The organism is Synechococcus sp. R5-13, assembly GCF_047462015.1.
GTDB lineage: Bacteria > Cyanobacteriota > Cyanobacteriia > Thermostichales > Thermostichaceae > Thermostichus.
The window spans coordinates 1-20,898 of sequence record NZ_JANSIL010000044.1 but is presented as its reverse complement, the minus strand read 5'-3'; the positions used below and the strand labels follow the sequence as shown (position 1 = coordinate 20,898).

The 20,898-nt window shown below is 58.5% G+C and carries 14 protein-coding genes; 10 read left to right on the top strand and 4 right to left on the bottom strand.

Going from position 1 to position 20,898, the window contains the following annotated elements; all coding sequences use genetic code 11:
- Positions 1-171: 171 nt before the first annotated feature.
- The 4 genes from NW840_RS03885 (at position 172) to NW840_RS03870 (ending at position 6,019) form a co-directional block, all read left to right on the top strand.
- Entirely contained in the window at positions 172-1,995 is a 1,824-nt protein-coding gene (locus NW840_RS03885) for an ABC transporter ATP-binding protein (RefSeq protein WP_414342493.1), read from the top strand.
- 203 nt (positions 1,996-2,198) lie between these two features.
- Positions 2,199-2,951 carry a response regulator transcription factor gene (locus NW840_RS03880; RefSeq protein WP_414342492.1) on the top strand — a complete coding sequence of 251 codons (753 nt, stop codon included), beginning with the start codon at positions 2,199-2,201 and terminating at the stop codon, positions 2,949-2,951.
- 84 nt (positions 2,952-3,035) lie between these two features.
- Positions 3,036-5,168: a TIGR00300 family protein gene (locus NW840_RS03875; protein WP_414342491.1), complete on the top strand. Its 2,133-nt coding sequence runs from the start codon at positions 3,036-3,038 to the stop codon at positions 5,166-5,168.
- Positions 5,169-5,236: 68 nt separating this feature from the next.
- A complete protein-coding gene (locus tag NW840_RS03870; RefSeq protein WP_414342490.1) occupies positions 5,237-6,019 on the top strand; it encodes an S-adenosyl-l-methionine hydroxide adenosyltransferase family protein in 783 nt (260 codons plus the stop codon).
- A gap of 38 nt (positions 6,020-6,057) precedes the next feature.
- On the opposite strand, the gene NW840_RS03865 is transcribed toward NW840_RS03870, so the two are convergent.
- Positions 6,058-6,531, bottom strand: a complete 474-nt coding sequence (locus NW840_RS03865) for an Hsp20/alpha crystallin family protein (protein WP_414342488.1) — start codon at positions 6,529-6,531, stop codon at positions 6,058-6,060.
- 504 nt (positions 6,532-7,035) lie between these two features.
- On the opposite strand from NW840_RS03865, the gene NW840_RS03860 reads away from it, so the two are divergent.
- Complete coding sequence (locus tag NW840_RS03860; protein WP_414342487.1) at positions 7,036-11,175, top strand: hypothetical protein; 4,140 nt, start codon at positions 7,036-7,038, stop codon at positions 11,173-11,175.
- A gap of 27 nt (positions 11,176-11,202) precedes the next feature.
- On the opposite strand, the gene NW840_RS03855 is transcribed toward NW840_RS03860, so the two are convergent.
- The 3 genes from NW840_RS03855 to ffh are packed head-to-tail and all read right to left on the bottom strand — an operon-like array spanning position 11,203 to position 14,244.
- A complete protein-coding gene (locus tag NW840_RS03855; RefSeq protein ID WP_011431927.1) occupies positions 11,203-12,264 on the bottom strand; it encodes a histidinol-phosphate transaminase in 1,062 nt (353 codons plus the stop codon).
- A 48-nt stretch (positions 12,265-12,312) separates the two neighbouring features.
- Positions 12,313-12,771: a tRNA (cytidine(34)-2'-O)-methyltransferase gene (locus NW840_RS03850; RefSeq protein ID WP_414342486.1), complete on the bottom strand. Its 459-nt coding sequence runs from the start codon at positions 12,769-12,771 to the stop codon at positions 12,313-12,315.
- Positions 12,772-12,780: 9 nt separating this feature from the next.
- A complete protein-coding gene (gene ffh, locus NW840_RS03845) occupies positions 12,781-14,244 on the bottom strand; it encodes a signal recognition particle protein (RefSeq protein WP_011431929.1) in 1,464 nt (487 codons plus the stop codon).
- 166 nt (positions 14,245-14,410) lie between these two features.
- Between ffh and NW840_RS03840 the strand changes: the two genes are divergently transcribed.
- The 5 genes from NW840_RS03840 to NW840_RS03820 all read left to right on the top strand — a co-directional run bounded on the left by NW840_RS03840 (position 14,411) and on the right by NW840_RS03820 (position 20,832).
- Complete coding sequence (locus tag NW840_RS03840) at positions 14,411-15,859, top strand: carotenoid oxygenase family protein (RefSeq protein ID WP_414342484.1); 1,449 nt, start codon at positions 14,411-14,413, stop codon at positions 15,857-15,859.
- Positions 15,860-16,317: 458 nt separating this feature from the next.
- A complete protein-coding gene (locus NW840_RS03835; RefSeq protein ID WP_414342482.1) occupies positions 16,318-17,280 on the top strand; it encodes a hypothetical protein in 963 nt (320 codons plus the stop codon).
- Between the two features lie 82 nt (positions 17,281-17,362).
- Positions 17,363-17,641 (top strand): hypothetical protein, encoded by a 279-nt coding sequence (locus NW840_RS03830; RefSeq protein ID WP_414342480.1) that lies wholly within the window; start codon positions 17,363-17,365, stop codon positions 17,639-17,641.
- Between the two features lie 67 nt (positions 17,642-17,708).
- Positions 17,709-19,436, top strand: coding sequence for an ABC transporter permease (locus NW840_RS03825; RefSeq protein ID WP_414342478.1), 1,728 nt, complete (start codon positions 17,709-17,711; stop codon positions 19,434-19,436).
- A 22-nt stretch (positions 19,437-19,458) separates the two neighbouring features.
- On the top strand, positions 19,459-20,832 hold the full coding sequence (locus NW840_RS03820) for a nitrate/sulfonate/bicarbonate ABC transporter ATP-binding protein (RefSeq protein ID WP_414342476.1): 1,374 nt from the start codon (positions 19,459-19,461) through the stop codon (positions 20,830-20,832).
- The last annotated feature ends 66 nt before the right edge of the window (positions 20,833-20,898 follow it).

Genomic DNA, 20,898 nt, shown 5'->3' with positions numbered 1-20,898 from the left:
GGGCGTCGGCTACGGTCGGCGCTATCCTTCCCTGCCCTGAAGGACGGGGCTTGCCGCGCCTTTTGGTCAGCGGTGCGGAGCACTTTGGAGGCCAAGGCGGGGGCGGTAGTCTATAATCCTGCCAATTCCCCTAATGCGTTCGCGCCAGCGGTGCGGAGCACTTTCGTCGCCATGATCGAGGCTGTTCCTGCTGCCGATTCTGCCTTGCTGACCGTACAAGGGCTGCGGGTTTTCTTGCCCAGCCGCACAGTTGGCGTCAGCAGGAGGGAGCCTTCGGGATCCCCGGTGGTGGACGGGCTGTCTTTCCAGATCGGGATCGGCCAGACCTTAGGCCTGGTGGGGGAGTCGGGATCCGGCAAAACCATGACCGCCCTGACGCTGATTGATCTGCTGCCCAGCTCGGCCCGGGTGGAGGGCAAAATCCTCTTCAAGGGCCCCAACGGAACGGTGGACTGGCTGCAGTTGGATCCCCGGCAACGGCGGCGCTATCGCGGATCCCAGATCGCCATGATTTTCCAGGAGCCGAGCACCGCCCTCAACCCCCTCTACACCTGTGGCCAGCAGTTACAGGAAACCTTGAGGGCCAACACCTCCCTGAGCCCGGCGGAGATCCGCGCCCAAGCCATTCGCCTGTTTGAGGAGGTGCAGCTTTCTCCCCAGATGCTGGAGCGCTACCCTCATCAGCTCTCCGGCGGCCAAATCCAACGGGCGGCCATCGCCTGTGCCATCGCCTCCAATCCCCAACTGTTGATTGCCGATGAGCCGACCACCGCTCTAGATGTTACGGTGCAAGCGGAAATCCTGCGCCTGCTCTGGGAGCTGCAGCAGCACCGGCAGATGGCCATCCTCTTCATCACCCACGATCTCAACTTGGTGGCCGAACTGGCAGATCAGGTGGTGGTGATGCGCCGGGGCCAAGCTGTGGAACAGGGATCGGTGGAGCAGATCTTTCGGGATCCCCAGCATCCCTACACCCGCGGCCTGTTGGCCTGTCGCCCGGTGTTGGAGCGGCGGTTGCGGCGGTTGCCCACCGTCCAGGATTTTCTGGAAAAAGGGGGATCCCTAGAGGAGCAGTGGCAGCAGGTGGAGATCCCGGCTGCCGTTCGCGTAAGCGGGACGGAGTCCTTAGAGGAAGAACGGCTGCGCCGGCTGTACAGTCAGCCCCCCTTGCTGCAGGTGCGGGATCTGCGAACCCACTACGCCGTCCGTCGAGGGCCATTTGGCCGCCAGGTGGGCGAGATCCGAGCTGTGGATGGGATCAGCTTTGACCTCTACCCCGGAGAGACCTTGGGGCTGGTGGGAGAGTCCGGCTGCGGCAAAACCACCCTGGGGCGAACCCTGTTGCGCCTGGTCCGTGCCAGCTCTGGCCAGGTGATCTACGACGGCGAGGAGCTGCTCCGCTTGCCGCCCCAACGCTTACGTCGTCTCCGCCGCGAGATTCAGCTGATCTTTCAGGATCCGGCAGCCTCACTGGATCCGCGCATGAGTGTGGGAGCCAGCGTCATAGAGCCAATGGCCCTGCACGGGATTGGGAGAAATGCTGCTGAGCGACGAGCACGGGCCCAACGCCTGTTTGAACGGGTAGGGTTGGATCCGGAAGCGCTGGATCGCCTGCCCCACCAGTTTTCCGGAGGACAGCGGCAGCGGATCTGTATTGCCCGCGCCCTGGCCTCGGAGCCCCGCCTGATCGTCTGCGATGAGGCAGTGTCTTCCCTGGATGTCTCCGTGCAGGCCCAGGTGCTGAACTTGCTCAAGGATCTGCAGGAGGAACTGGGGTTGGCCTACCTGTTCATCTCCCACGACCTGAGCGTGGTCAAGTTCATGAGCGACCGCATCATGGTCATGAACCGGGGCCGCATCGAAGAGCTTGGCCCCGCCTCCCAGATCTACCAGCAGCCGCAGCAGGACTACACCCGCCGCCTCATCGCCGCGTTCGCGCCAGCGGTGCGGAGCACTTCCCCCAAAGGGAGATCCGTTCGCGATAGCGGGCCGTAGGCCTTAAAAACGCACCCATTTGCCCCAAACGGGTTGAAAAGTTTCCCCTGCATCCGGCTCCGGGCTGGGCAACCCTGCGGGTTAACTTCGCAGTAAGATTTGCAATGAGGCTAAAATTAAGTAAACTTCCAGTCGTAAAGCTTCGGCTCTTTGTTAGCACATTTAACAAAACGTTTTATCCGCAGTTTGGGCTGCAACCGGCTATGGCTCGCATACTCATTATTGAGGACGACCCTTCGATTCTGGATATCCTGCGCATCAATCTGGAGTTGGCGGGCTACGAGGTTGTGAAGGCCACCGATGGGGTGCGCGGACAAGCACTGGCTCTGCAAGTTCTCCCCGATCTGATCATCCTCGACCTGATGCTGCCCCAGGTAGATGGCCTGACCGTTTGTCAGCGCTTGCGGCGGGAGGAGCGCACCAGCGAGATCCCGATTTTGATGCTCACCGCCCTCGGCCAAACCCAGGACAAGATCGAGGGCTTTAATGCCGGTGCCGACGACTACCTGACCAAGCCTTTTGAGGTGCAGGAGCTGCTGGTGCGGGTGCGGGCTCTGTTGCGGCGCTCAGACCGGATCCCACAGGCGGCCAAGCATGGGGAGATCCTCACCTATGGCCCTCTCACGCTGGTGCCGGAGCGCTTTGAGGCGTTGTGGTTCGGCAAAACGATCAAGCTCACCCACCTGGAGTTTGACCTGCTCCACTGTCTGATGCAGCGACATGGGCAGACCGTTTCCCCCAGCGAAATCCTGCAGGAGGTGTGGGGCTACGAGCCCGACGACGACATCGAGACCATCCGTGTTCACATCCGCCACCTGCGCACCAAGCTGGAGCCGGATCCCCGCCACCCCCAGTACATCAAAACCGTCTATGGGGCGGGCTACTGTCTGGAGTTGCCCAACATTGCCGATCCCAGCCCACTGCAGCCAGAGCTGGCGAAAGATTCCCACAAATAATGATTCTTTCATGATTCTTGAGGATGCTGCTCACGCAACTGCTAATCTAGGGGATGCCCTGCTGCAGATTGCGCTCTGAGATCTATGCCTGGTGCCATTCGGTATTTGATGTGCCCACCCGATCACTACGAGGTGGACTATGTGATCAACCCCTGGATGGTGGGGAATGTTCACCGCTCTTCGCGAGAACGGGCGCTGCAGCAGTGGCAGGCTCTTTATCGGCATCTCTCGCAGCGGGCGGAGGTGAAGCTAATCCAGCCGGTGCCGGGATGGCCGGATATGGTGTTTACGGCGAATGCTGGGCTCATCCTGGGATCCAAGGTGGTGCTGAGCCGTTTTTATCACCCAGAGCGGCAGGGGGAACAGCCCCATTTCAAGGCTTGGTTTGAGGAACAGGGCTACACCGTCTATGAGCTGCCGCCGGCCCTGGCTTTTGAGGGGGCGGGAGATGCTCTGTTGGATCGGGCAGGGCGCTGGCTGTGGGCGGGCTACGGCTTTCGCTCCATGTTGGAGTCTCACCCCTACTTGGCCAAGTGGCTGGGGATCGAGGTGTTGTCTTTGCGGCTGGTGGACGAGCGGTTCTACCACCTAGACACCTGCTTTTGCCCCCTCTCCGAAGGCTATTTGCTTTACTATCCACCGGCTTTTGATGCCTATTCCAACCGCTTGATCGAGATGCGGGTGCCCCCCGAAAAGCGGATCCCGGTTCAGGAGGCGGATGCCATTCACTTTGCCTGCAATGCCGTGGATGTGAACGGCACGATCTTGGTGAATCGGGTCAGCCCAGAGCTGGAAGCCACCCTACAGGAGCGGGGATTTGCGGTGGTGCAGACGGAGCTGACGGAGTTCCTGAAAGCCGGTGGGGCGGCCAAGTGCCTGACGCTGCGCCTCGACGAGACGGTGGCTCCCCAAACCGATCCGGTGGCCACGGTGCTCAGCCGGACGGTGACCCTCCAGGGACACTTGGTGGACAGCGACCTGCTCACCAGAGCCGTCGATTGCATTGTCGACAATGGCGGCAGCTTCCAGATCCTCAAGTTTCAGCTTGGGGAAAAACGGCAGAGCACTTCCACGGTGGAACTGGCCGTTTCCGCTCCCACCGAAGAGACCCTGGATACCATTCTCAGCGCCTTGATCGAGCAGGGGGCCCGTCTCTCGGAGGAAACCCAGCAAGATGCCCGTCTGGAGCGGGTGGAGAAAGCAGGGGTAGCGCCCGACGATTTTTATGTCACCACCATCTACCCCACGCAGGTGCGGGTGTCCGGCCAGTGGATCCCGGTGCAGCGGCAGCGCATGGATGGGGTGATCGTGGTCAAGGGATCCGATTGCAATGGCAAGACGGAGTTTTCAGCCTATTGCACCCTGATTCGAGATTTGCAGGTGGGGGATGCCGTGGTGTGTGGGGTGGAAGGGATCCGCACCGTGCGCCAGGCCAGCAAAGAGCGCTCTTCCCAGGAGTTCACCTTTATGGGATCGGGAGTCTCCAGCGAGCGGCGGGTGGAGATCCTGGTGGAGCAGATTGCCTGGGAGCTGCGGCAAATCAAGGAGCGGGGCGGCAAAACGGTGGTGGTGGCAGGGCCGGTGGTCATCCACACGGGCGGCGGATCCCACTTGGCTACCCTCATCCGCGAAGGCTATGTGCAGGCGCTGCTGGGGGGCAATGCCATTGCCGTTCACGATTTGGAGCAGAATCTCTACGGCACCTCGCTGGGGGTGGATCTGTCGCGGGGCACCCCGGTCAAGGGCGGCCACAAGCATCACCTCAAAACCATCAACCTCATCCGCAAGTACGGCAGTATCCGAGCTGCGGTGGAAGCGGGCGTGATTACCGGCGGGGTGTTCTACGAGTGTATTCGCGCTCAGGTGCCCTTCTCCCTGGCGGGATCCATCCGCGACGATGGGCCGCTGCCAGATACGGAGATGGATCTGATCAAGGCCCAACAGGATTATGCGCGGCTGCTACAGGGGGCCGACATGGTGTTGATGCTCTCCAGCATGTTGCACTCCATTGGAGCCGGGAACATGACGCCTGCCGGGGTCAAGCTGATCTGCGTGGACATCAACCCGGCAGTGGTGACCAAGCTGGCCGATCGGGGATCCCTGGAGTCGGTGGGGATTGTTACCGATGTGGGCCTGTTCTTGAGTTTGTTGGTGCAGCAGTTGGCGCGTTTGGGGCAGGTGTATGAGCGCCCGCAACCTGCTCTTGCTGCCCGCTAGCCACCCCATCCATAAGCGCTGTTATCTTTTGGGATCCTTAAACTGGGATCCTCAAGCCTCAAAAGGGTATGCCTTTTATTAGCCTGTTGACGGATTTTGGCCTGCAGGATCCCTATGTGGGCATTATGAAAGGGGTGATTCATACCCTTTCCCCACAGGCTCAACTCATCGACCTCAGCCATGGGATCCCGCCTCAGGATGTGGCGGCGGCTCGCTTTGCCCTGATGACGGCCTACCCCTATCTGCCGTCGGGCACCATTCACCTGGCCGTTGTGGATCCAGGGGTGGGGAGTAGCCGCCGGGCGGTAGCCATCCAAACCGAGACGGGCTTTTTGGTTGGCCCTGACAATGGCCTGTTCAGCGGCGTTTTGGCCCAAACTCCGGCGCTGGCTGCTGTGGAACTCAACCGGCCCCGCTATTGGCGCACCCCCTCTCCCAGCCGCACCTTTCATGGGCGGGATATTTTTGCCCCGGTTGCCGCTCATCTGGCCAACGGGATCCCTTTGGCGGAGCTGGGGGATCCCCTAGACGTAGCAGAACTAACCCGCTGGGAGTGGCCGCCACCCCAGATGGAGACCAACGGCTGTCGCGGCCTGGTCCAGGCCATCGACCACTTCGGCAACGGCATCACCAACCTGCCCGGACAGTGGGTGGAAGGTCGAAGCTGGAGCGCCTGGATCAAAGGGATCCCCGTCCGCTCCGTGGCCACCTTTGCTGAGGGAGAAGTTGGGGAAGTGCTGGCCCTGGTGGGCAGCTCCGGCTGGGTGGAGATCGTGCAAAACCGGGGCAATGCCAGCCGGGCGCTGGATTTTAAGGTGGGAGATGAGGTGCGCGTGCAGTGGAGCGGCTAGATCCCCTCGCCTGAAAAGAGAGGGAGAGACTGGGGATCCTAGGCAGGTTGGCTTTCCACCGTCACGGCTTCCGTCGGAGTAGTGGGGTTTGAGGCGCCCACTTGGACTTTGATCACCCGCGCTGCGTCGGCTTTGGGCAGAGTGAGGGTGAGGATGCCGTCGCGATAGGTGGCCGAGACTTTCTCCGGCTGGATGCGGCGGGCCAGCTTGAGGATGCGTTGAAAAGGTTGGGGCTCCACTTCTTGGTAGCGCAATTCAGCACCTTCAGGGCCGTGAACCTGGATCTCGCCGCTGATGGAGAGCTGTTGAGCCGTGGCCTCGATGTGGAAGCGTTCCCGATTGGCACCGGGCACCCACAACTGGACGATGTAGGCTTCGCCGCTCTCCCAAACCTGTAATGGCGTGGGGAAGAAAGTGCGAGGGTGCTCTCCAGAGCTCTGCTGCCTCGGGAAGTCAAGGGTGCTTTGCTGCACGCGCACATCGAGGATGGGGGTGAAGTAAACCAATTGCATAGCCGCTCCTTGGGTAGTAGGGTGGACAATTCTTGAAAAACCGGTCAACAGGGGTAACAACCGGATCCCACCGTTCTACAGAACTCCCCCCACGTCGGAAAAAGCTGTATTGAGACGAGATGGGATCCAAACCCCGTTCTGCTTCAATGATCCAAGACCGCTGTTGCCAGCAGGGAGGGCAAACCGATCCAGCTAGGGGAGGATCCCATCACCTTTCTCCAAAGTTCACTTTGGACAACCTCATCTAGAGCCAGCGGGATCCCTGTCGCAACCTTTTCTCTGCCGGTTCGATCGGCTTCTGCTGAGAATGCTGCCGCCAGACAGCTTGACAGAGGCATGGGCGTTAGGGCCGCGCGGTAACAGCCTGGATTCTCTAACAGTTCAGCACAGTTTATCAAAGCTTAAAAGTCTAACTCTAGCTTCAATTGAAGTTGTTTGGTTAGTCTCTCAGTTTGGTAGCAAGTTTTGAGAGAGACCTGACAGACAAGGCAGGCCGCCTCTAAGATGGCCTTCAAACCAGGACAGCTTGAGCAGTGGGATCCCATGTACGTGTATTGCCCAGAAGAAGTTTTGGAGGCAGGAGCGCCATACAACCTTGAGGAGCTGATAGAACGGCTGGAGCAGGGGGATCGCACCCTTTTAAGCCGGTTGTTCGACGTTCGCTACCCCTACTGGAAACGCAACCTCCGGCGCAACGTTCGCTTGGTGGCTGATCTGCGCTATCTGGGAGAGGTGCCGGTTTTGGTCTTGTTTGGCCTTTGGGGGAGAGGCAGCCACGAGTACCGAGAGTTCCTGGAGCGGCGGCAGGATCCCAGCTATCAAGAGCGGGTGAGGAACTGGGTGTCTGACGATCAGCTACAGGCATGGCTGGCACAAAGGCAAGCGGAAAATGAACAAGAAGAAGCGCGGCAAAACCAGCTCCTCCCTCTGCCCAACGAACTGTACGATTGGATACAGTTTTTAAATACTCCCAACCGCCAGGAGCGGCTTGTGTTGGAAAGCGGGGAATGGGTTCGGCAAGTGCAAGCCCTTTCTCTAGAACAGCGGCGCCAAGTGTATCGGGCGGTAGAGCAATTCATCATTGGCGATGAGAAAGGGAATCTCTACTGGAAACTACCACTGTTTTATCCAGAAACTGAGGTTAGGTGCTGGCGGGAAGGCTCGATACATCTGGCTATCAGCCTGGTGCAGGTATGTGAGCAGGAAAAAGTCTTATCTCCATTTTTAATTGGAGTTTACGACCACGCTCCGGAGCAGAGAGAGCGGTTTGACCTGGGGCGCCGAACTTGCCTATTTGGGAGGGGGGCCGATCAGCCGGATATTCTCCAACACCCACAATCTTTAGAGATTTGGAAGCGATATGCCCGCCGCGCCTACCCCGACTCCATGGTTGCAGATGAAAACGTCTGGCTGGAAATCCAGGAGACTACAGAGGGGAACTTAGCTTTGTCGATGGAGGAAGAAGAAATTCTCCAAAGCACCTCTATGCCTCTACTAATCAACGGGCGAGCTGGGAGCGGCAAATCTCTGATGTTGTATTACCGTTTTGCTGATTACTGCAGCCATTACCTGAAGGATTCAAGCAAAGGAAGCTTTCAGTACCGTCCTCTCTTTTTAACCTATAGCCCGAGTCTAGTACAGCAAGCCCGCAGCAAGGTAAGTACAATTTTGCGGGTCAACCATCGTTACCGAGAGAGAGGCAGTGACTTCTCAGAAGGGGAAATTGAGCGATGTCAAGCTTTCTTTAGCACCTTCCAGGACTACCTGTTAAGCTGCCTTCCACCAGAGAGACAAGAACGCTATCAACCAGAGCGATATGTCAATTTTTATCGATTCCGGAGCTGGTACCGCGGCCGCAGTGATGTAGAATTAGCTTGGCATACGATTCGTACTCTGATCAAGGGCTATGGAGTAAGCGACTACTTGGATCCAGATTGCTATCGGGAATTGCCTCAAGCCGACCGCACTGTAAATGTAGAAGTCTTTGATCGAATATACGAGCAAGTTTGGCCGGGTTATCAAGAACGAACTACCTACGGAAGCTACTGGGACGATCAAGATTTGGCTAGGGATGTGTTACAGAATGGTTTTCTTAGATCAATTCACCCAGTCATTTTCTGTGATGAGGTTCAAGACTTTACCCAGCTTGAACTGAATATTGTTTTCTGCTTGTCCCCCTGGGGAAAATATAAGTTGGATTGGGCTATCGAGCGTTTACCTTATGCTTTTGCTGGGGATCCTCTGCAAACTATCAATCCTACAGGATTTCGTTGGGGTGCCCTGAGGAGGTATCTCTACGAGCATATCCGTGCTTACTTGTTGCCCGGCCATTCTCTCGAGATTCCAAGTCCCCGGGAGTTAAAAAATAATTACCGCTGTAGCCCTCAGATTACTCGTTTTAGCAACCTTATCAACTTGTGGCGGCGAGTTCTTAGCAATGATCGGGGGATTTGCCCACAGCAGCCTTGGCGTTTTCAGGAACCGGGGAGGCCAGCTCAAAAGTTTGTACTGGATGGCCAAGACAAGAACTTAACTCAACATGAGCTGAGGAGTATGCTCAGGAACAGCACGGGTACAGTTTGCATCCTGCCTTGTTCTATAGGAGAGGAGCTGGACTACGTGCGCCAAGATCCCGACCTCCAGAGGGTTTTTGCCGAAGAGCTGGAGCAAAATCTCAAGCCGGCGCTGCTGCAGACTGTTACCGCTGTCAAGGGCATGGAGTTCAAAAAGATCATTCTCTACAAGTTTGGCGACTGCTATCGACAAAACTTTAGCCGAAGGCTTAACCACTACGCTCAAGAAGCTGCAGAGAAGGTATCCCTGCAACTACATTATTTTCTCAACCAGCTATACGTTGGTATTACCCGCCCCATCGAAGCCTTAGCTGTTGTGGATACTGCAGCCGGCTGGCGGGAATTCTGGGATCCTGCCTTGGAGATTGACTTTTGGCTCAATCACTCTCATTTGCAGCCCGATCGATCCCAATGGCAAACGCATCCGCCTGTACTGGCCGGCTTCGCTCAAGGCACTGGCATCCAATACTGGACGGATAAAAACTTACAGGATGTGCTGGACTTGGCTCTTGGGTTTCTTAGGCAAGGGGTAGAGGAGGGAAATCCTGAGCTCTTGGAAGATGCGCGCGCCTTTGCTCGGCAGGCAGGCAACCAGAAATTAGAACAGGAATGCCAAGCTTGGATCCTCAAGCTGCAGAGGGATTACGTTTCTGCAGGCCGTCAGTTTTTAAGCTTGGAAAGATCCGCCCTACCCAATAGAAATCTCATCCGAGAAGCCTGGGAGTGCTTTTGGAAGGCAAAAGCTTGGTCAGAGTTGCAGCAGCATCGTTCTACTCACTTTGCCAGGTGCTCCGAGATCCCTAACTACGGTCCTCTGGTGGATTTGATGGTGGTAACCCAAAGCAGCTCTGCCAAGTCCATGGAGCGCTTTCGACAGATAGTTCGAGTGCGAGATTGGTTGAGCGTTGAGGTCAGCCCGAAGCATTCGGATCTGACTTGGAAGGTTTGTGTGGAGAAGTTTTTGGCGGAGCTGGAGGAAGTTTTCGATAACCTAGGGACTTTTTGTCCTAAGCCGGAGGATCGTGAACTTTTTTGGCAAGAGACTCTTGAGGCTTTGAGGGAGCGTTTGGCCTTTCTTGGCCAGCGGCAGCCGTTCGCAGGGCAATATCACAAGATTCTCGGCATCTGTTATTTCCAGCAACAAAAACTTGAGGAGGCAGTTGCCATTTGGGATCAAGGTGGCCAAACGGAGCATTCCCGCTACTACCGAGCCAAGATCCAATTGGAGAAGCCGCCTGGCCAGGTGAGGTGGCTATCCAAAGACCGGCAGGACGCAGCAGTGGTGAGCAAATGGCAGGAGGCGGGACGTCCCCTCGCGGGCGAGTGGGAGGAGTACATCAACGACGTCATTCTCAGCCTGGAGCGCTTGAAAGAGTGGCCGCTGCTGCTGCGAATCCTGATCCGGCGCCGCGAGTGGTGCAGGCTTTGGGAAGTGGTTCAGGCCCACCCACAGGCGTGGCAGCGCGGACATGACTACGAGTTGGTGGCCAGCATGGCTCGAGACATGGAAACCAACTGGGATGAGCTGAGGTGGAAGCTCCCTGGACTGCGGGATTTTCTGCAGGAAGTGGTAAGCAGTGTGCGCGGGGAGCACGCTTGGTGGCTGCAGCCGCTGGAGGTGGGCCTAGCCTACGAGCGACTGGGCTGCTACCGAGATGCGCTCAGGTTTTATGAGCGCTTTGCTGAAAACAGAATCGGTAGAATCCCAAGATGGCAACGCTCTCAGATTCGGCAGCGCTGGCTTTTGGTTCACAAGAAGTACAGAGATTCTCTGCAGGCGGAGGGACGACCGACCGATCTTTTGGCGGAGGAGTTTAGCCGCGCTCAAGAGCGCTGGCGTGAGCAACTGCCCCAGGCAGAGCCCGAGCTGGAGGAATGGGATCCCTGGGCGCTTGACTTTGTGGAGCACCCCAGCCCTGTCCAAAGTTGGCTGCTGCAGCGGGCCCAAACCGACACCCAGAGCCGACTCAGAGCGGAAATCGCCCAGGCGCTGGAGCATCTGGACGAACGACACTTGCAGCAGGTGCACAGCTTGATCCAGCGCTTTTCGCGCGCCGACCCATCCACCTAGGCTGGCTCCGAACGCAGGCCGGGAGGCCTATTGCAGGATTTGGCGCAGGCGCTCCAAGGCCCGTCGGTTCTCTTCAGGGGTGCCCACCGTCAGACGCAGCCCCCCACCCGTGTAGCGCACACCAGTCCCCAGCTCCTGCCAGGCCCGCTGCAGCTCTTGGGGATCCCAGCCGGCCACCCGGAAGTAGAGGAAGTTGGCTTGGCTGGGCCACACCCGCACCCCTGGCAGCTCCTGCAGAGCTTGATAAAGGGCTTCCCGCTCCTGACAAATTAGCGTCACGTCGGCCAAAAGCTCCTCGGCATGCTCCAAAGCCATCTGAACCGCCCACTGAGAAAGGGCCGTGAGGTTGTAGGGCAGGCGGATCCCATCCAACACTTGCATAAGCTGTGGATGACCCACAGCATAGCCCACCCTGTGGGCCGCCAGACGAAAAGCTTTGGAGAAGGTGCGCAAGATTACCCAGTTGGGATGCTCCGCCAATTTGGGCAGGGCTGTGTGCCGGCTGAACTCAAAATAGGCCTCATCCAAAATCACCAGAATCTCTTCGGGCAGCCCTTCCACCCACTCCCACTCTGCAGCCGTCAGGCCATTCCCCGTCGGCGAGTTGGGATCCACCAGGCACACCACCCGAATCGGATGCTCCCTCAAAGCCTGTTGACATCGCTCTAGATCCAGAGCAAACGTCTCCGGGTCGCGGGGAACTCGCACCACTGGGATCCCCAGGCTCTGGGCCAGGATGGCGTACATGGAGAAGGTGGGCTCTGCCACCAAAATGCCGCCCCGCCCGCCCAGACAGGTGGCAATCAGCAGGGAGCGGATCAGCTCATCCGACCCATTGCCCAGGCTGATCTGCTCTGGCTCCGCTCCGGCATAGGCGGCGATGGCCTGCTTCAGGCCCCGGTGGTGGGCATCGGGATAGCGGTTGCTGGGGATCCCCTTTTCCCAAAGGAGGGAGAGCTTCTGCTTGAAGCCCGCCGGCCAATCGAGGGGGAACTCATTGGCATCCAGCTTGTCGGCAGCCGGGGCTGGCACGGCGTCGTAGGGCTTGAGGTAGAGCAAGTCGGGGCGCAGATACTGCAGAGCACACATCTTCCTGACGGGGAGAAGCAGCTATTATATCAGGGCCAACCCGACCACTTATTCTTTTGTCAGGGATCCCTGCTGACGTAGCGCCTCAAAAAGGGCAATCGCTACGGCATTGCTGAGGTTCAGGCTGCGCACCGGCCCCCGCAACGGAATGCGCACGCTGGGATAGGTTTCCAAAAACATGGGATCCAACCCCCGGCTTTCGCTGCCGAACACCAACCAGTCTCCCGGCTGATAGGTTACTTCCGTATAGAGGGCTTTGCCGCGCACACTAAAACACCAGAACCGGGCCTCAGGGTGGGCCTGCACCAGAGCAGACCAAGAGGGGTAGCGATACAGTTGGACGTGCTGCCAATAGTCCAGCCCCGCCCGCTTGAGGTAGCGATCCGAAAGGCGAAACCCCAGAGGATCCACCAGATGGAGAGGCGTATCGGTGGCTGCACAGGTGCGGGCGATATTCCCCGTGTTGGCCGGGATCTCTGGGGCAACCAAAACAACGTGGAAGGGCATAATCCTATCCTACTTGCCCCCAAATCCGCGGTTGCCGCCCCCTTTTTTACCCCCACCTTTGCCCGGTTTGCGGCTGGGCTGTTGCCGAGAGGGAGAGGCCGTTGAACGTCCGCGCCAACTGGGATCCCCGCCGGGAAGAGAGGTACGCCCACCCCCCCAACCCATACCGGGAAAACCGCCACCCATGCCCATGTTGCGCATCATGTCGCGCATGCGTTGAAAATCACTGACCAGTCGGCTGACATCCTCCAGCTTGTGGCCAGATCCGCGGGCCACCCGTCGTTTGCGGCTGACGCTGCGGGCCAACAGATCCGGGTTGCGGCGCTCTTCGGGGGTCATGGAGTTGATCATGGCTTCGGCGCGGGCCAGTTGGTCTTGTCCCTTTTGCAGTTGTTCCTCGCTGATTTTGCCCATCCCCGGCATCAGTCTCAGCAGCCCTGCCAAGGATCCCATGCGTTTAATTAGGCGCATCTGCTTGAGGAAATCGGTGAAATCAAACTGGGCAGTCATCATCTTCTCCGCCATGCTGGCGGCATCTCCCAGGTCGATTTCCTCTTGAGCTTTTTCCACCAAGCTGAGGATATCCCCCATACCCAGAATGCGGGAGGCCATGCGATCCGGGTAGAAGGGATCCAGCGCTTCCACCTTTTCGCCGACGCCGATGAACTTGATGGGCTGACCGGACACTTGGCGAATGGAAAGGGCGGCCCCACCGCGGGTGTCCCCATCCAGCTTGGTGAGAATGGCGCCGGTAATGCCCAAGCGCTCGTGGAAGGCTCGGGTAAGGCTGGCTGCCTCTTGGCCGATCATGGCATCCACCACCAGCAGGATCTCGTGGGGCTGCACCGCCGCCTTGATCCGCTCCAGCTCCGCCATCATCTCCAGGTCGATCTGCAAACGACCGGCAGTGTCCAAAATCACGTAGTCGTAGCCCTGCTGCCGGGCCGTCTCCACCCCCTGCCGGGCAATCTCGACGGGATCTGCTTTGCCCAGGTCGAAAACGGGGATCTGAATTTGCTGGCCCAGCGTCTTGAGCTGGTCGATGGCCGCCGGACGGTAGATGTCTCCGGCCACCATGAGAGACTTCTTGCCCTGCTTGCGCAAATACAGAGCCAACTTGGCGCAGGTGGTGGTTTTCCCGGATCCCTGCAAACCGGCCATGAGGACAATGGTGGGAGGCTGCTCCGCTTGGGCGATGGGCACGTTGGCTTCTCCCATCACCTTCACCAGCTCGTCGTGGACGATCTTGATGAACTGCTGATCCGGTGTCACCCCCAGGATGACCTCGGAGCCCAGGGCAGCTTCCCGCACATCCTCGATAAACTGCTTCACCACCTGCAAATTGACATCCGCATCCAGCAGGGCTCGCCGCACCTCCCGCAGAGCTTCTTGAATGTTGGTTTCGGTGATCTTGTCCTGGCCGCGCAGCTTTCTCCAGGCCAATTCCAACTTCTCGGAGAGGGCATCAAACATGGGTACTGTGGATCCTGTCAGGCGCTTTGGGGGCATTTCCTACCATAGTCGAATCGGGGCGACTCCATCTTGGGGATCCCAACCAAGGTGGCTATCCCGGCCCAGAAAAACTGGCGACTTCACAAAAGTTTAAGCAACAATAGAGGGCGTTGCATGCAGATCTTCCATGGTCAGCGTCGCTTCCCTTCCCTACAGCACCACCGACTGGCAATTGGGCTATCGCTCCCTATCCCAGGAGTACGACTATTGGATTACGGAGATCGAAGGACGGATCCCGGCAGGGTTGCGGGGAACCCTGTTTCGCAACGGCCCGGGCAAGCTGGAGGCGGGATCCCAGCGCTACGGGCACCCGTTCGATGGCGATGGCATGGTCTGCGCCATCACCTTTGTGGAGGGGAAGGTTCATTTTCGCAACCGGTTTGTGCGCACCCGCGAGTTTGAAGCAGAGGAAAAAGCCGGTCGGGTGCTCTACCGAGGGGTGTTTGGCACCCAAAAGCCGGGCGGCTGGTGGAGCAACTTTCTCGACTTGCGGTTTAAAAATCCCGCCAACACCAATGTCATCTACCAGGGAGACAAGCTGCTGGCCCTGTGGGAGGCCAGTGCCCCTTACCGGCTGAACCCGGCCACCTTGGCCACCGAGGGGATCGAAACGTTTGCAGGAGGGATCTCAGCCAACCAGCCTTTTACCGCCCATCCCCGGCGGGATCCCCACACGGGAGATCTCATCGCCTTTGGGGTGCGGGCTGCCCAGAACTCCACGTTGCTGTTTTATCGTCTGGACTCGCGCGGGCGCTTGGTGGAAAAGCGGGATTACCGCCTGCCCGGTTTTGCCTTCCTGCACGATTTTGTCTGGACACCCCGCTACCGTATCTTTTTCCAAAATCCCTTGGCTTTCAATCCCCTGCCGTTTGTGTTGGGCTGGCAACCGGCGGGCACCTGTCTGACCTTGAAACCGGGGGAGCCGACCCGCATCTGGCTCTTTCCCCAGGGCGACGAGCCGCTGCAACTGGAAACGGAGCCGGGGTTTGTTTTCCATTTTGTCAACGGCTACGAAGTCGGGGATCAGGTGGTGGTGGATGCCGTCCTCTATGAGAGCTACCCTGCCCTGGAGCCGGATGCCGATTACCTGCAGATTGACTTTGCCCAAATTCCGGCGGGCAAGCTGTGGCGGTTCTATCTGGATCCCAAGGGGGGCAGCGTGAAGCGGGAACTGCTGCTGGATCGCTCGGTGGAGTTTCCGGCCATCCACCCGGCTCGAATGGGGGGATCCCACCGCTACATCTACATCGGGGCCACCCATGCTCCTGGCCCCAATGCTCCTCTGCAAGCCATCCTCAAGCTGGATACCGCCACAGGCCGCACACAGCAGTACAGCTTTGCCCCCCGCGGCTTTGTGGGAGAACCGGTGTTCATCCCCGATCCAGAAGGTCAGGGCGAAGAGGCAGGGTGGATCGTGACGGTGGTTTTTGATGCGGCCAGCCAGCGCTCTCAAGTGGTGATCCTAGAAGCAGCCGATCTGACAGCCGGCCCCGTCGCGCGTATCCCATTGCGGCACCACATTCCCTATGGCCTACACGGCAGCTTCACTCCGCAGGTGTGGGCAACGCCTGCCTAAGCGATGAGCTTCAAGATGGCTGAATGGATCCCCTTGGCTGAGGGAATGCAATCCAGCCCTTAGAGAGCCCTGGGGATCGGCCAGTTGGATCCCGGCTGTGCAAAAACACCTCTATTGGCTCCAGTCAGCGTTGCCGGAAAAAACTACAGATACTCAAGATCAATATCAATGGCCCTGTCTGGGGAATAGACATCCTGCAGCCTGAGAACCATTCCCTTGGAACAGTTGCTACCATTGGCTACAGGTCGGCTACAGTGTTGACAACTGCGGGCAAGGGCAGCTGCTAGGAGTTTCCCAATAGAAGCAGAATGGAAAAACGCTGTTGGGCATTGTTAGGCTAATGGGTGGTGTGCTGAGCAAGCCTTGGGTCAAGAGCAAAGCTAAAGCTATAGCCTGTTTTTGCAACGGTAAATGTCTGCCGCCGAGCATTCTGAATTGACAGCAACGGAACCGTCACAATGTCCTCCGATCTGAGACCTCCCTTTCGACCTGTACGGCCCCCCAGACCCAGCTCAACCGGCGAGGCCAAGGGATCCCTGTCGTCGGCAAAAGCTCAGGATCCTGCGGCAGCTCCTGGTGCTGTTCGCGACAGCGGGACGGAGTCCTTGCAGCCTGTTGTCAGTACCACTGCTAGCTTGGAAGAAAAGAAAGAGCGAGTCTGTTTGGAACCCATCCCCCCGCCTGGGGAGAAGATGCAATACCGAGCCATCGGCCTCATCGAAGGGCAATACATCCCCTCCCCAGAGCACTTTACCCGCGGGATTTTGCGCACCTCGGATGGCTTGGATCTGAATGCCGTATTGCTGGGCCGGGTGATGAGCCTGGTACGCAAGCATCTACGGCCGGAACGCAACTATCTGTGGGTGGTTTATCCTCGCACCCGCGACAAAACCGAAGATCTGCACGTGCAGTTGCTGGGGGTGTGGGCCCCAGAAGAAATGGGGCGAACTCTCCCCGAGGGATCCCGTCCAACAGTGGTGCCGGATTGGTTTTCCATCCGGGGCGAGGTCGTTTTTCAATCCCAGGAGAAAGGGTTCATCATCGTCAAGATCCGTCAATCGGGCAAAAAAGCTTCCGCCAACTCTCCCTCTCAGCGAGTCCAGAAGGATGGAGCCGCAGCCCCCAAGCCCCAAGCCTTCAAATTGCGCCTGATCGGATCCCTGCCGGGCAAAGGGGTAGGCAATTTCTGGGATCTGCAGGTGCGCCGCCGTGGATCCCTGCTCTATGTGGAGGCGGGCACTCCCATCGGCCCAGTACTCAAAACGCCGCCGCGCCCACGCCTGAAGCGTTCCCCCCCCCAACCCAAAGCTAGGAAGAGTTCCACCCCCTCGACACGTGGGGAAGCGTCTATTCAAGAGCCGTTTTATCCTCTGCGAGATCCCACAAAAGTACCCAAGCCGGTTAAGAGAAAACGCCCATAAACTGGGCTAGTAGATCCTGCTTTAATGGAGCTTTTCATGTTGACCTTCTTGTTGTGAACCATTCTTTTACCCTGGTTAGGCCGTGGCAGAACCAACTCCTCCCAACAAAGATGAATTCATTTCGCCTCGCTATCCCTACTGGGGCGAAGTGAAGCCGCAGAACCTAGTTTTTGATGCCAACCTGCAGGAATTTAGCAATAAAGTGTCCTTGATTTGTAGCTTGGAAACCGGGGGCAAAATTACCCCGGAAGAAGCCTACCGGCAAATCAAAGAGCTGTGGAAACAACTCAAGCAGACCAAAAAAGCCATCTTGGACGATCCCCAGTGGAAGGAGTCTCCCCCCGACTTGCCGGAAGAGTAGCCGGCTGGATCCTGGCTAACCGCAAACGGTGTACACTGGGCGCGGATGCCGGGCTTGGTCAGGGAAGATGAGGACTTTTCCTTCTCCGGAGGCGCTGCGTCGGCTGCCAGCGGGGGCTGCCGATGGGGCCATCATTCTGGGCACGTTGGTTCTCCTGGCCTTGGTGGCGCAGGTGGGGGTAGGGGCTTTTGAGCGGTTTCAGCCCCCGGCGGTGGTGCCCCGGATCGACTTGGATCCGCGCAACCTGCCCTACTATGCGGCCCGCTCCACCTTGCGCATGTTCATTGCCTTGGCCTTTTCCACCCTTTTTACCTTGATCTATGGCTACATTGCTGCCAAAAGTCGCTGGGCCGAGCGAATTTTGATCCCCCTGTTGGATGTCTTGCAATCGGTGCCGGTGTTGGGGTTTCTCTCCATTACCGTCACCGGCTTTATTGCCCTTTTTCCCGGCAGCTTGCTGGGGCTGGAGGCGGCTTCTATCTTTGCCATCTTCACCAGCCAAGTCTGGAACATGACCTTTTCCTTCTACCAATCCCTGCGCACGCTGCCTCAAGAGTTGGTGGAAGCGGCTACCTTGTATCGCCTGTCGGGGTGGCAGCGCTTTACCCAGTTGGAAGTGCCGGCGGCAATGGTGGGCCTCATCTGGAACGCCATGATGAGCTTTGGCGGAGGGTGGTTCTTTGTGGCAGCCAGCGAAGCCATCAGCGTGCTCAACCAGGAATACACGCTGCCGGGCCTGGGATCCTATGTGGAAGCGGCCGTCCAGGCGGAGGATCTGCCCAAGCTGGGCTGGGCGCTCCTGACCATGGCCGGGGTGATCCTGCTGGTGGATCAGCTCTTCTGGCGGCCTTTGGTGGCTTGGTCGGATAAGTTTCGCCTGGAACAGAGCAGCGGGGCTGCTGCCCCCGAATCCTGGCTGTACGATCTGCTGACCACGGCGCGGATCCCGCGGCTGATCGGCAGTTGGCTGTCCCCCTTGGCAGAGTTGGTGGATCGGCTGTTGTCCTATCTGACTCGCCCGCACTGGGTGGATCCCCTCAGTCCTGAGGCCGAGCGACGCCGCGAGCGGCTGCTAACCCAGCTTTCCCGGGCAGCTATTGGCGGCATTGGGATTTGGATTGTTTATTTTGTGGCTACCACTGTGGGCTTTGGAGAGGTGATGCTGACCTTCGGGCTAGGGATCCTCACCCTGCTGCGGGTTAGCGTGTTGCTGGTGTTCGCCACGGTGATCTGGACTCCCATTGGGGTGGCCATTGGCTTTAATCCAAAACTGGCGAAACTGCTGCAGCCGGTGGTGCAATTCCTGGCAGCTTTCCCGGCCAATTTCCTTTTTCCCTTTGCCACGTTGTTTTTTATCCGCGCCCAGATCAGCATTGAGTGGGGCAGCATTTTGCTCATGTCGTTGGGGGCACAGTGGTACATCCTTTTCAACTCCATTGCCGGCGCCCAGAGCATCCCCACGGACTTGCGAGAAATGGCCGTGGATGTGGGCCTGCGGGGATGGCAGCGCTGGCGAAAGCTGATCATTCCAGGGATCTTTTCCGCCTGGGTCACCGGGGGAGTCACGGCCAGCGGCGGCGCTTGGAACGCCAGCATTGTCTCGGAGATTGTGGCCTGGGGATCCACCACCCTCAAGGCTACAGGATTGGGCACCTACATTGCCGAGGCAACCTCGGTGGGGGACTGGCCCCGCATTACCTTGGGCATTGGCATGATGAGCTTGTTTGTGGTGGGCATTAACCGTCTGTTCTGGCGACGGCTGTATCAGTTGGCGGAAGAAAAGTATCACCTTTAGTCTTTTCAATTTCTGAGGCAATATGAGCTCTGCAGCTTCCCCCGTTTTGATCGAGGTCGAGAAAGTCTACAAGCGCTTTCCTTTGCCAGAGGGCAAGGGGGAGTTTACCGTTTTAAGCCAGATTGACCTGCAGGTGCGGGCTGGGGAAGTCTTGGCTCTGCTGGGCCGCAGCGGCAGTGGCAAAAGCACCCTTTTGCGCATCATGGCGGGCCTGATCCCCCCCAGCCAAGGGCGGGTGCTGAGCAACGGCCAGCCTCTACGCGGGCCTAACCCCGATGTGGCGATGGTGTTTCAGAGCTTTGCTCTCCTACCCTGGCTGACCGTGCAAGAAAATGTGGAGCTGGGGCTGCAAGCCCAAGGGATCCCCCGCGAGATCCGCCGGCAAAAGGCCCTGAAGGCCATTGACTTGGTGGGCTTGGATGGGTTTGAGAGCGCTTACCCCAAGGAGCTTTCGGGGGGGATGAAGCAGCGGGTGGGCTTTGCCCGCGCCTTTGTCCTAGAGCCCAAGGTGCTGTTTATGGATGAGCCTTTTAGCGCTTTGGACGTGCTGACTGCCGAAAACCTGCGGGGGGAAATTGATGAGCTGTGGAATGCGCAAGCCTTCCCTTCCCAAAGCATCCTCATCGTTACCCACAACATCGAAGAGGCGGTGTTTTTAGCGGATCGGGTGGTGATTCTGGGATCCAACCCGGGGCGGATCCGGGGGGAGGTGAGAATAGATCTGCCGCGGCCCCACGAGCGCACGGATCCCCGCTTTAAGTCCTTGGTGGACTACATCTACGAGATCATGACCAACCCCGAAATTGCTGTTACCGGAGAGGTGGCTCTGCCTGCGCTGGCTGGTGATAAGGCCACTTCCCCCTATGCCTTGCCTCTGCCCCATGCGCGGGTGGGCGGGATCAGCGGTCTGCTGGAGTTGATCGTGGAGTGGCCGCAAGGGCGGGCGGAGATTGCCGATTTGGCCGAGCGGCTGCAACTGGCCGTGGACGATCTGCTGCCGATTTTGGATGCGGCGGTGCTGTTGGGCTTTGCCGAGGTGGCCAGCGGGGTGGTGCAACTGACCGAAATTGGCCAGGACTTTGCCAACACCACCATCCTGCGCAGCAAGGATCTCTTCCGACAACAGCTATTGGCACGGGTTCCCGTGTTCCGCAGCATCTTGCAGACTCTGGAAGAAAAAGGCAGCCGCTCCATGCGAGCGGACTTCTTCTTGGATCTTTGGGACGAACACTTCCCCCACGCTGAAGCCGAACGGCAGTTTGCCACCGCCATTGACTGGGGACGCTATGCAGAGCTGTTTGAGTACGACGCCTCGGAAGAACGTCTCTATCTGCCCGAGCCAAGCGAGAGCTCCACTGCTCAAAAGCCTGTCGGTCTCAACTCTCGTTCCGAGTAAACTACCCGACTCCGACCGCTAAGCGGTACGGAGCGGGCTTTCAGTAGCCCTGGGCCTGCTCTGCTC